Annotated in this window: 11 protein-coding genes, 1 tRNA gene and 1 pseudogene; 6 read left to right on the forward strand and 7 right to left on the reverse strand. The window is 65.8% G+C overall.

Features of this window, described 5'->3' with window-relative positions:
- The 3 genes from JWP83_RS13400 to argS all read right to left on the reverse strand — a co-directional run.
- Positions 1-1040, reverse strand: a 1040-nt coding sequence (locus tag JWP83_RS13400) for a homoserine dehydrogenase (protein WP_297730579.1), incomplete at its 3' end; no start/stop codon positions are given.
- 3 nt (positions 1041-1043) lie between these two features.
- Complete coding sequence (lysA, locus tag JWP83_RS13405; protein WP_297730581.1) at positions 1044-2462, reverse strand: diaminopimelate decarboxylase; 1419 nt, start codon at positions 2460-2462, stop codon at positions 1044-1046.
- Entirely contained in the window at positions 2459-4111 is a 1653-nt protein-coding gene (gene argS, locus JWP83_RS13410; protein ID WP_297730583.1) for an arginine--tRNA ligase, read from the reverse strand. The genes lysA and argS overlap by 4 nt, the downstream gene beginning before the upstream one ends.
- Positions 4112-4226: 115 nt before the next feature.
- On the opposite strand from argS, the gene JWP83_RS13415 reads away from it, so the two are divergent.
- Positions 4227-4299, forward strand: a tRNA-Arg gene (locus JWP83_RS13415).
- A gap of 75 nt (positions 4300-4374) precedes the next feature.
- On the opposite strand, the gene JWP83_RS13420 is transcribed toward JWP83_RS13415, so the two are convergent.
- Positions 4375-4920, reverse strand: coding sequence for a tyrosine-type recombinase/integrase (locus tag JWP83_RS13420; RefSeq protein WP_297730585.1), 546 nt, complete (start codon positions 4918-4920; stop codon positions 4375-4377).
- Between JWP83_RS13420 and JWP83_RS13425 the strand changes: the two genes are divergently transcribed.
- Complete coding sequence (locus JWP83_RS13425) at positions 4883-5335, forward strand: hypothetical protein (protein WP_297730599.1); 453 nt, start codon at positions 4883-4885, stop codon at positions 5333-5335. The two genes, JWP83_RS13420 and JWP83_RS13425, sit on opposite strands and share 38 nt — an antisense overlap.
- A gap of 689 nt (positions 5336-6024) precedes the next feature.
- Here JWP83_RS13425 and JWP83_RS13430 read toward each other — a convergent pair.
- Positions 6025-6267 (reverse strand): hypothetical protein, encoded by a 243-nt coding sequence (locus JWP83_RS13430; RefSeq protein ID WP_297730587.1) that lies wholly within the window; start codon positions 6265-6267, stop codon positions 6025-6027.
- A gap of 947 nt (positions 6268-7214) precedes the next feature.
- On the opposite strand from JWP83_RS13430, the gene JWP83_RS13435 reads away from it, so the two are divergent.
- Entirely contained in the window at positions 7215-7352 is a 138-nt protein-coding gene (locus tag JWP83_RS13435; protein ID WP_297730589.1) for a hypothetical protein, read from the forward strand.
- Between the two features lie 98 nt (positions 7353-7450).
- On the opposite strand, the pseudogene JWP83_RS13440 reads toward JWP83_RS13435, so the two are convergent.
- Together JWP83_RS13440 and JWP83_RS13445 are read right to left on the reverse strand one after the other, a co-directional pair.
- Positions 7451-7712 (reverse strand): annotated as a pseudogene (locus tag JWP83_RS13440) (IS3 family transposase); the annotation flags it as partial.
- Between the two features lie 119 nt (positions 7713-7831).
- Positions 7832-8119 carry a YggT family protein gene (locus JWP83_RS13445; RefSeq protein ID WP_297730591.1) on the reverse strand — a complete coding sequence of 96 codons (288 nt, stop codon included), beginning with the start codon at positions 8117-8119 and terminating at the stop codon, positions 7832-7834.
- 767 nt (positions 8120-8886) lie between these two features.
- On the opposite strand from JWP83_RS13445, the gene JWP83_RS13450 reads away from it, so the two are divergent.
- From JWP83_RS13450 to JWP83_RS13460, 3 genes are all read left to right on the forward strand, one after another.
- Entirely contained in the window at positions 8887-9852 is a 966-nt protein-coding gene (locus tag JWP83_RS13450) for a lactate dehydrogenase (protein ID WP_297730593.1), read from the forward strand.
- A gap of 8 nt (positions 9853-9860) precedes the next feature.
- Positions 9861-10598 (forward strand): YoaK family protein, encoded by a 738-nt coding sequence (locus JWP83_RS13455; protein ID WP_297730597.1) that lies wholly within the window; start codon positions 9861-9863, stop codon positions 10596-10598.
- Between the two features lie 72 nt (positions 10599-10670).
- A complete protein-coding gene (locus JWP83_RS13460) occupies positions 10671-11435 on the forward strand; it encodes a response regulator transcription factor (RefSeq protein ID WP_297730595.1) in 765 nt (254 codons plus the stop codon).
- Positions 11436-11532: the final 97 nt, after the last annotated feature.

Genomic DNA, 11532 nt, shown 5'->3' on the forward strand with positions numbered 1-11532 from the left:
GGCGCGATGGGAAGTTCGGCGTACCGGGATTCCTTCGGGCCACGGCTGCCCAGCACCCGGTTGCGGGCTGCCATCACCAGGTCGCCGGTGACCGCCGACGCGGTGGGCGCGCCGCCGGCCCCCTGGCCGTAGAACATCAGCCGTCCCGAGGCCGCGGCCTCGACCACCACCGCGTTGAACGCCCCGCTTACCGTGGCCAGCGGATGCGACAACGGCACCAGCGCCGGGTAGACGCGGGCCGAAACCCGTTGCTGGCCATCGTCTCCCGTGACGCGCTCGCAGATGGACAGCAGCTTGATGGTGCAGCCCAGGGATCGCGCGGACGCGAAATCGGAGGGCGTGATCTTCGTGATCCCCTCGCGATAGACGTCGTCGGCATGGACCCGGGTGTGGAAGGCGATGGACGCCAGGATCGCGGCCTTGGCCGCGGCGTCGTAGCCCTCGACGTCGGCGGTGGGATCGGCCTCGGCATAGCCCAGCGCGCTGGCGTCGGCAAGGGCGCTGGCGTAGTCGGCGCCGGTGCTGTCCATCTCGGACAGGATGTAGTTGGTGGTGCCGTTGACGATGCCGGCCACTCGCAGCACCGTGTCGCCGGCCAGCGATTGGGTGAGCGGGCGGATGACCGGGATCGCGCCCGCGACCGCCGCCTCGAAATACAGGTCTACGTGGGCGTTTTCGGCCGCCTGCGCCAGCTCTCCGGTGGAGACGGACAGCAGGGCCTTGTTGGCCGTGACGACGGACTTGCCGTGCTCCAGCGCGGACAGGATCGCCTTGCGGGCTGGCTCCACCGGTCCCATCAATTCGACGACGATGTCGACGTCCTCGCGGCAGACGAGCGCGTCGATGTTGTCGGTCAGCAGGCCGACCGGAACCCCGCGGTCGGCGGCGACGCGACGCACCCCGATGCCGCGCAGCACCAACGGCGCGCCCACGCGGGCCGCCAGATCGTCGGCGCTGTCCTCGATGATGCGGACGACTTCGCTGCCGACGTTGCCCAGGCCGAGCACTGCTACGCCGACCGGCTTTTCGTCACCGGACACCGGTCACCTCACTTCCAGACCCAAAAGATCGTCGACCGTCTCCCGGCGCAGGACGAGGCGGGCGCGCCCACCACGCACAGCTACCACCGCGGGGCGGCCGATCATGTTGTAGCGGCTCGACAGCGAATAGCAGTAGGCGCCGGTGGCGGCGACCCCGACCAGGTCGCCCGGGTGCAGGTCGCCCGGGACCCAGGTGTCACGGACGACGATATCGCCCGTCTCGCAGTGCTTTCCGACGATGCGGGCAAGCTCCGCCGGTGCATCGCTGACTCGCGAGACCAACCGGGCGTCGTACTGCGCGTCGTAGAGCGCCGTGCGGATGTTGTCGCTCATGCCGCCGTCGACGCTGACGTAGCGCCGGTGCGCCGTGGTGCTCACGTCGACGTCCTTGACGGTGCCGACCTCGTAGAGCGTGATGGTGCCCGGTCCGACGATGGCACGTCCCGGCTCGACCACCAGCCTGGGGATGGGCAGCCCGACGGCCGCCGACTCGTTGCGCACGATGACGCTCAGCTTGGCCGCCAGCTCGGCCACCGGCGGCGGATCGTCGGGCGCCAGGTACGAGATGCCAAAGCCGCCACCGAGATCGACCGTCGACAGTTGGGCCGTCTTGTCGACGCCGAACTCGCCGACGATCTCGTGCAGCAGGCCGATGACGCGGTGCGCGGCGAGCTCGAAGCCTGCGACGTCGAAGATCTGCGAGCCGATGTGGCTGTGCAATCCGACCAGTCGCAGGTGATCGGTGGCGAATACCCGGCGCACCGCCGCCATCGCCGCGCCGCTGGCCACCGACAGCCCGAATTTCTGGTCCTCGTGCGCGGTGGAGATGAACTCGTGGGTGTGCGCCTCGACCCCGACGGTGAGGCGCACCAGGACGTCCTGGACTATGCCCGCCTCGCCCGCGATGGCGTCGAGGCGCTCGATTTCGGTCATCGAGTCCAGGACGATATGGCCCACACCGGCTTTGACCGCGGAGGTCAATTCCCCGACCGATTTGTTGTTGCCGTGCAGGGTAATCCGCTCCGGCGGGAAGTCGGCGTGCAGCGCGACGGCCAGTTCCCCGCCGGTGCACACGTCCAGCGAGAGACCCTCTTCGTTGATCCAGCGCGCTATTTCGGTGCACAGGAACGCCTTGGCGGCGTAGTGCACGTTGTGGCCGCCGCCGAAGGCCGCCGCCATGCCTTGGCAGCGCGAGCGGAAGTCGTCCTCGTCGATGACGAACAACGGGGTGCCGTACTCCTGGGCAAGGTCGGTCACCGCGACTCCCCCGATGACCGCCACTCCCGCGTCATCGCGAGTTGTGCCGCGCGGCCACACGTTCGGCGCCAGCCGCAGCAGCTCCTCGGGGGATTGCGGTCGCGGCGGGCTTTCGGCGTGACGCGCCTCGTCGGCGTGCCGGGGTCCGGCGGGATGGACGTTCACATGCGCTCCGGGGCGCTGACGCCGAGAATCCACAGCCCGTTGGCGATGACCTGGCGGGCGGCCTGGCATAGCGCCAGGCGCGCGGTGTGCAGGTCGGTGGGCTGCTCGTCGCCCTGCGGCAACACGCGGCAGGAGTCGTAGAACCGGTGGTAGTCGCCCGCGAGGTCTTCCAGGTAGCGGCACACCCGGTGCGGTTCCCGCAGGAACGCAGCTGTGTTAAGCACGCGCGGGAATTCGCCGATGGTGCGCAGCAGCGCGCCCTCTTTGTCGTGGCTGAGCAGCTCGAGGTGCGCGGTGTCGGGAATCAGCCCGAGTTCGGCGGCGTTGCGGGCCAGCGCCGAGAGCCGCGCGTGCGCGTATTGCACGTAATAGACCGGGTTTTCATTCGACGCCGAGGACCACAGCGCCAGGTCGATGTCGATGGCGGTGTCCACCGACGAGCGGATGAGGCTGTAGCGCGCGGCGTCGACGCCGATCGCCTCGACCAGGTCGTCCAGCGTGAGCACCGTTCCGGCCCGTTTGCTCATCCGGACCGGCTGGCCGTCGCGGATCAGGTTGACCATCTGCCCGATGAGCACCTCGACGCTGGCCGGGTCCTCGCCGAAGGCGGCGGCCACGGACTTGAGCCGGGCAATGTAGCCGTGGTGGTCGGCGCCGAGCATGTAGATGCACAAGTCGAAGCCGCGTTGCCTCTTGTCCAGGTAGTAGGCGATGTCGCCGGCGATATACGCCGGCTTGCCGTCGCTCTTGATCACGACGCGGTCCTTGTCGTCACCAAAAGCGCTGGTGCGCAACCAGGTCGCGCCGTCCTTCTCGTAGATATTGCCGGTTCCGCGAAGCCGGGCGATGGCCTGGTCGACGCGGCCGCTGGTGTGCATCGAGTCTTCGTGGGTGTAGACGTCGAAGTCGGTGCCGAACTCGTGCAGCGATTCCTTGATGTGGGTGAACATCAGGTCGACGCCGATTGCCCGGAAGGTCTCGTGCATTTCGGGTCCGGGCAGGCTCAGCGCGTTGGGCGCCTTCTGCACGACCTGGGCGGCGATGTCGTTGATGTAGGTTCCCGCGTAGCCGTCGGCGGGGACCGGTTCGCCTTGGGCCGCGGCGATCAACGAGGTGGCGAACCGGTCGATCTGGGCGCCGTGGTCGTTGAAATAGTATTCGCGCACCACATCGGCGCCCTGCGTGGACAGCAGCCGGCCCAGCGCGTCGCCGACAGCGGCCCAGCGGGTGCCGCCGATGTGGATCGGGCCGGTCGGGTTGGCCGAGACGAACTCGAGGTTGATCTTGTGGCCGGCCAGCGCGTCCGAGTGACCGAATTCGTCGCCGGCGTCGATGACGTTGTTGACGACCACGGCCTGCGCAGACGCCTCGAGGCGCATGTTGATGAAGCCCGGTCCGGCCACCTCGGCTTCGGCGATGCCGTCGGCGTGGGTCAGCTTTTCGGCGAGCCATCCGGCCAGCTCACGCGGGTTTGTTCCGACCTTTTTGCCCAGCTGCAGTGCCAGGTTGCTGGCGTAGTCGCCGTGCTCGGGATTACGCGGCCGTTCCACGGTGACAACCGCCGGCAATGCGGCAGCATCCAGCCCGCGCTCGGCAAGCACCGCGGCAGCGGTGACTTTGAGCAGCTCGGCCAGGTCAGCGGGGGTCACGAGCGTCCATCCTATTGGCTCGGGTGCCCTCGCCCCGAATCCATTGTTGTGGCCGGGCGGCCACCCGGATGCGTTAGGCTGTCGGGGCCCATCGGCGCAACATGTATATAGGTGCGCCCCCGTAGCTCAGGGGATAGAGCGTCTGCCTCCGGAGCAGAAGGCCGCAGGTTCGAATCCTGCCGGGGGCACTATCTAAAACATTGCTTGACCTGCCTTTTCTCGATTTCAGTCTTCGCGCGGACGTTCGAACATGACCCTGCGTGTCACGACGATGTCACAACCGCACCTAAACTCTGCCCGGCCGCTCGCAGCGCTTCATCCTGGGAATGGGTGTACAGACGCGCCGTGATTGAGGCATCAGCGCGCCCGAGCCACTTAGCGATGACAGCCAGCGGAACGCCGCGCAGATGTAGCGCGGTCCCGCAGGAGTGGCGGGCATCGTGTAGCCGGATCTCGCGTACACCGGCCGCCTTGGCCAGCTTGTGCCACATCCGCGTCAGAGTGTCCGGCGCGTAAGGCTCCCCCGCCTCATTGACCGCGACATAGCCACTGTCAGCATGCGCGGCGCCCAGCGCCAGGCGTTCCTCCGCGTAGCGCACCGACGCGCGGCGTAGGACGACGCGTTCCGGCTTCGTTTCCGATCGCTCCGTTTTCGTTTCCGCCGGTTTTTGTCCGTCCTTTTTTTGTGGCCCCCCGTCGTAATTGGAGTGATTCCTGATGCCTGGTCCACCTCCTAAGCCGGCCGCGAAGCGGCAACGCAGCCGACGCCGGATGGGCTTCGATATCGGGGTAGTTAGTGCCGCCGGCACGGCGCCTCCTACGCCGCGGGGGCTCTCCGCACAGGCGCAAACGGCATGGACCGGCTACTGGTCGGACGTGGTCAGTGGAGTCATGCGCCGCTCGGACTCGACGCTGGCTCTACGTTGGTCGCGGAATTTGGATCGGTATCACCGGCTCCTCGGCGTGGCGGATAAGGAACCGTTGGTTACCGGGTCCACCGGCCAGCCGCGCCCAAATCCGTTGTACGACTTGGTCGCCAAGTTCGAGGCGTCGATCAAAGAGGACGAGAAGCAACTCGGCATCGGACCGCTTAATCGACTCCGGCTCGGCGTCGCCCTCTCCGAAAGTGCAAAATCTCTCGCCGATCTGAACGCCGAAGCCGAAAACGACCAGGACGACTTCAGGGCTGGTTTGGCTTGTTCTGACGGAGACGACCCCGCGTGAATCAAGTAGCACGGCATCCCGTGACCGACGTAGGCCCTGCTCCTAAGCGGTGGCTCGAATTTGCCCGCGCCTCAGCGAGCGGGGCACATGCATGGCGCCTCGTGGGCGGGTGGCGCGTGTGGACGCTGACGCCCGGTGAGACCTTTCTCCGGGCACCGTTCTACGGCACCCCCTGGCCCGAGGCGTCCGTCGTCGCGACGTGTCAATGTCGGCCCAGGCGGCACAACCCGCTCGACCTTCTCCACCACTCCGCCTGCCACAAAGGCATCCACGCCCTTGACGACCCCTGGGCTGCCATCGCTGAAGGCAACCGGCTCCGCGCACTTCTCGACCTCAATCGCCTGAGCGAGGTCGTCGTGCTCGGCGTCGTGGAGCTACTCGGCCTCATCACCGGCGGTCACTCCTGGGAGTTCGCCCCAACAGGGCGGGGCGTACGAGACCCTGGGCACCGCCGCCGACGTTCTGCGCCTCTACACCCTTCGGGACTGGTGCGGCGAGACAGACGCCGACGATGTGCGCGCAAGCCTGGTCGACACATACGGGCCCGTCCCGGTCGACGTTCTGCCACATCATCCGGGGCTGGCCCATAAACTGGGACGTCTACGAACCTAGCTCGCCGACTCGCCACCGGCCTGGTAGCGAAACAGAGCGACCTGGTGGGAAGGAGTCGTGCGGTGAGCGGCATCTCGTTAGAAAGGCCCCTCTTCCGGGCCGATCTCAGGGTGTCCGACAATGGGTGGTGCCTGCGGGCTAGGGCCGGCACTAGGTGACGGCTCCTCCTCAATGCTCGTCCACATCCCGGGGTTGATGTAGAGATTCGTCCTGTTCGCTCGGCGGATCTTCACCACGCCGCCGGCGATAATCTCAAACTTGTCTTTGTCCCCGAACACCATGGCAGGTTCGGGACCGTTGTGATTCAGCTTGAAGGCCATGCCGGTCAGTGTCGCTCAAGGGACCGCCAAGCATGGGTCCTTCTGTCGTTTCGCGTGTCGGCCCGCATCCCGAACCGTGGAATCGCGCCCAGTCAACCCGCTGTGACCTGTACCCTCTCCTCCTGTGGAGGGCCAACGGCATGTCCGGAATGTCTAGCGCGCTCGAAAAATGGACCGAAGAACGGTGCCCGGGTCTAGGCAGTCTTGAGGACGTCCACGGGAAGGTGACCGGAAAGCAGCGCGGACGCCAGCGGGCTACGGTACACCTCAACCGCGCGTTGTTTGTAGCGCTGTCGGCCGCGTTCCAAGCCAGTCGATCAGTTTGTTCGGGCCGACGACCTCGTGCCCGCCTAGCGGGGGGCGAAGCCCTCAATATGTAGCGAGCACTCGGGGATTGCCAGGCAGGCCGCTCGCTCGTCTATGTGCGCAGTGCTCGGCGTGCAGCCAAACTCGCGAGCTACCCGCCACGCGCGGGCGATTAGCCTGAGAGCCGTCGATGGTGGCGATGTCGCGCATGCGCGGATCGTAGAGCCGCGCGGTGCCGATGACACTTCACCCTTTGGCCCGCTGCGCGCAGTCGAAAACTAAACCGCACCGATCGCGAGCGCGGCCTCCTCGTGCCGTTTCAGGGCCCGGGTTTTTGGTGGAAAAAAACGCGGTAGATAGAAATGGCGACTGTCAAAGGGTCGCCACTGCTGCGCGTCCAAAAAAACGGGGATCTCAGCCGAAGAACCGGACCACGCCGTCCCAAAAGTGCGCCGAGTCCACCGAGGACCAAAGCCGACGAGCCACCTAGCGTCGGCGCTTCTCCGGCGCCCCCGACGAGCGCCCATGGACCGTCGCTCAATAATCAGAAACGGGTCCGCCGCGCCGGTGATGGCGTTAGCATCCGGTCGTGGTAGTTGCAAACCAGGGCAATTGCACCCCGCAGACGAAAGGCACGATCGATGAATGCCAAGAGGAATAAGAAGACGCTGACAGCTGGCGCACTGTCCGCGGTGCTGGCCGCGTCGTTGTCACTGACGGGCTGCGGGTTTCACCACCACGTTATGCCGCCGCCTCCCCCCGTGACGGTGGCCCCGTAGGCTCTCGTGCTGGCGGGCGCTGCGATTGTGGCGCACCTGGCGCCTCGTGGCGCACAGTTCGGCCGCGAAGTAAGCCGAGGCTGCCTTCAGATTTCCGTGGCACCCCTGAGTTCTGCGTTCTCCCGCTTCAAACGCTCTAACTCCGCGGACTCCTCAGTGCTCACCCCAGGACGCGACCCATCGTCGATCTCGGCCTGGCGAACCCACTTGCGCACCGTCCCGCCCGTGCCGATACGACTAACTCCGACACCGCCCGCATGGCGGCCCACTCGGTGGCGTGCGACGCAGGACCTCCGCGACCATCCGCACCGCCCGCTCACGCCGCTCCGGCGGGTACCTCCTTGACGTACTGCCTGGCATGACTCCAAGCTTCCCAACAAATAAAAAGTTCCGGACATGCAGGGGCGGTCCAGCTCGGTTCCCCAACCTTCTCCTCTACGAGGTGGGGACGCCGTAACGTTTCACCCTGGTCTGCGACCTTAGAACGGAATCAACGGCACCACGACGGTCCGCACGATGATGACCGCCACGAACACTGCCGTGAATGCCAGATCAACTGACATGGACCCCAACCGGACGGGCTTCAGCACCCGTCGGACCGGCCGGATCACCGGCTCGGTCATGGTGTGGGTGATCCGGCGTGCCTTAGAGAGGCCGTCGCTGCGGCCGCCCACTGGGGATAGCACGCCGATCCAGTCGACGACCATGCGAGCAATTAGCACGAATTCAAAGAACAGGAGAACGAGTCCAAACAAGCTTGCGACCACCGCACGCTCCTTCCCACCTACCCGAGGGTCCGCTGCCGAGCTGAGAAGCGGCTGTGGATCGGCGAAGATCCACCGATGCAAGCCAATTGGGTGGACATGGCTGACGGATTCGTAATGGTTATCTGCCCACAGCTTCGACGTGTGGTGGTTCTAGCTTTGCGACCCGAATGATGAGCTGCCCATTTGGATGTTTGTGCTCACCCGTGCGGCGGCTGCGGGGGCGGCCAGCGGCACAGCGGGTTGGGGCGGACGTGAATCATCTGATACGCGACCAGTCTGATAAGGATGGCCAGTAGCCATTCCGACTTCCCGGCGATTCCCCAGGTTCAGGCCGCCTGGCGGAGGTTCCTTGCTGAGGATGCTTCCGACCACGGCGCCAAGGGGGCGCTTCAGGATGAAGGCGATCCAGAACAGCCGCTAGTGTGTGAGCGACAAAGGTAGCAACGCCTGCCTGCCCACACCGCAATGACGTTGCGGCACTGCGCCGTTGCGGTGACCACACCATGCCGAGGGTGGTCGATGGGTGTTGAGAATGCGCTGAGAAGCGCTGAGCGGACGCTGAAACGACCAGCTGAGGACTGCTCCGCTCAGAAAATGATGACGGGGTTCGCGGCAGTTCGACAAGGGCATCCGCCCGCGTTATCCAGGCGTCCTTCAGCATTCGCAAGGTAAACCAGCTCTTTACCCACCGCTGAATCTCCGATAACTGACGGCTTCCTAACTTGGAAGACATACGCAGACAACGGGTTCTAAATCTGGAGGTCAAGATGAGAGTTGGCATTATCGGGGCCGGAGCGGTCGGAGCCGCTACCAGTCTGGCATTGATCGAGCGCGAGGTATGTCGGGACATCGTCCTCATCGACTGTGACCGGGCGCGAGCGGCGGGGGTAGCACTAGATCTTCGCTACGCGGCCCCGCTCACGGCGGCTGTGGATGTGCGGGCGGGCGACTACGATCTTCTCGCTGGGGCGACGCTCGTGATTATCACCGCGGGAGTCAACGAGCGCGCGGGCGGTGCGATTGATCGCTCCGACCCTCAAGGACGGTTGCGCCTGGCCGTCGACAATGCCCGCATCTACGCCGACATCATTCCCCAGGTGGTAGAAGCGGCACCGGAGGCGGTGCTGATGGTAGTTACGGACCCGCCAGACCCGTTGGCAGACATCACCCGTGGCTTGGCCGGACATCCCCGGGTGTTTTCCACCGGGACCCTCCTGGACAGTCTGCGATTCCGCGTCCATGTTGCCGAACGGCTAGGCGTTCAGACCGACGATGTGCAAGCTATGGTCGTCGGGGAACACGGAACCTCTCAGGTGTTGCTGTGGTCCACCGCCACCGTCGCCGGCCAACCCGTCTTGGATCTGCTTGACGCCCGATACCGGCGGCCACAACAGGTTCGCCAGGAGATTGAGCACAATGTGCGGTTCGCCAACATCGCCATCATCGAGGGCACCGGTGCCAGTTGCTATGGGATCGCTGCGGTAGTCGCGCGCCTGTCGGCTGCCGTGTTACGCGACGAGCGGGTTCTGCTACCGGTTGGCCTCTACCACCCCAAGTACGGCACCACGCTGTCTCTTCCGGCGGTGGTCGGTGCCTCCGGGGTGGACGACGTCCTCGAGCCGGCCATGACCGTCGAGGAACGTGCCGGTCTCAACCGCAGCGCCGCGGTTTTGCGTACTGCCACAGAGCAATGCGAAGACGCACTCGACAATCTTGTCGCGACCCATCGCTAGTGACGCTTATGCTCGCCCGAGCGCAACCCGCGGTGCGGTGGCCCATAGCGGTCGCTGCTGCCCTGACGTTCGGCACTGGCGCCATCGACATCACGACGTTCGCCCGCCACGGTGGAGTATTCGCCAGCGTGATTACCGGGAACCTCGTGCTTACTGGTTTTGCGCTTGCGAATGCCAACGCCGCCCTGGTTGCGCACACCGCGACGGCCGTCGGCGGGTTCATCGTTGGAGTCGCCGCCGGCAGTCGCGTCACCGGCGCACGCGATACCGACGGGCCCCGATGGCCGCTGCGAGTAACGGTGGCGCTGGGCGTGGAACTCGTGGTGCTTTCAGGATTCACCGTCGGCTGGGAAACAACCGGTGCCGCCCCGACTGGGTCCGCACAATTGGCGCTGCTCGCGCTGGCTGCGATCGGCATGGGTCTGCAAAGCGCCGCGGCGCGCGGGCTCGGGGTGACCGTGGCGACCACCTATCTCACGGGAACGCTGAGCGGTGTGGTCGCCGGGCTGACCGGATCGCCTCGGTCGAACACCGACCGTGCGGGTGTCGCGGCTCTGGTGGCCGCCATATGCGGCGCGGTCTGCGGGGGTGTGGTGCTGGCCTCGGTTCCCGCGGCGGCACCGCTGCTCACGCTGCTTCCCCTCACTGTGGTCCTCGCCGCTGCCGCCCGACACCATCGCGGCGACGCAGGCCGCTTCCCGGGCGGGCCGCCCAGCCGTGAGCTGGCTCGGGAACCAGCCCTGTGATACACACCTACCGGCCGGGACAGCCTGCTGCGGTAGCGAGGTTCAATCGTGACCGTCGATAGACTTGCCGCCATGGCCAACCTGCTGGTGGTCGAGGACGATGAGACCATTGGTAAACTACTCGCCGAAGGCCTGCAGGCCAACGGTCACCAGGTGACCTGGGTCCGTACCGGCGGCGGTGCGCTGCGGGAAGCGACCGCTCATAATTTCGAATTGGTCCTCGTCGACCTGGGATTGCCAGATCTCGACGGGGTACATGTGTGCCGGCAACTGCGAACAACGTTGCCCGCCGCCGTGTTGGTGATCCTCACTGCCCGAGACGCGGAAATCGACGTCGTGGTTGGGCTTGACGCCGGGGCTGACGACTACCTGACCAAACCCTTCCGCTACGCCGAATTACTGGCCCGCCTCCGCGCCCACTTGCGTCGCGGCCCCACCCAGGCGGCAGCGCCCGGGGGCCATGTCATCGGAGATTTGGTGGTCAACGCCAATAGCCGTATTGCCACCTACCACGGGCATCGTCTGCAGTTGCGGAGTCGCGAGTTCGACCTGCTTGCCCGCTTGGCGGCCGACGCTGACAATGCGGTAAGTCGCGACACGCTGATGGCGGACGTCTGGGACGAACACTGGTACGGGTCGACCAAGACGCTTGACGTTCACATCGGCATCTTACGTCGGAAATTGTCAGAGGTCGCTGGTCGCTACTCTGCGGCAGCGGACGCGACGCCGACAATCACGACGCTGCGCGGCTACGGGTATCGCCTCAATTCGCCTGTCCGACAAGAGATCCCCTCGCCGCAAACAGGAAACCCGCGGGAATGGCGGGGCCGTGCATAGACGGATCGTCACCCTGGCGGTCCTATCCGCGACCCTTGCCACCAGCTTGTTCGGAATTCCGCTAGCGGTTGCGGTCGCGCTCTATTTTCTTGGTGAG

This window comes from Mycobacterium sp., assembly GCF_025965855.1.
Lineage (GTDB): Bacteria > Actinomycetota > Actinomycetes > Mycobacteriales > Mycobacteriaceae > Mycobacterium.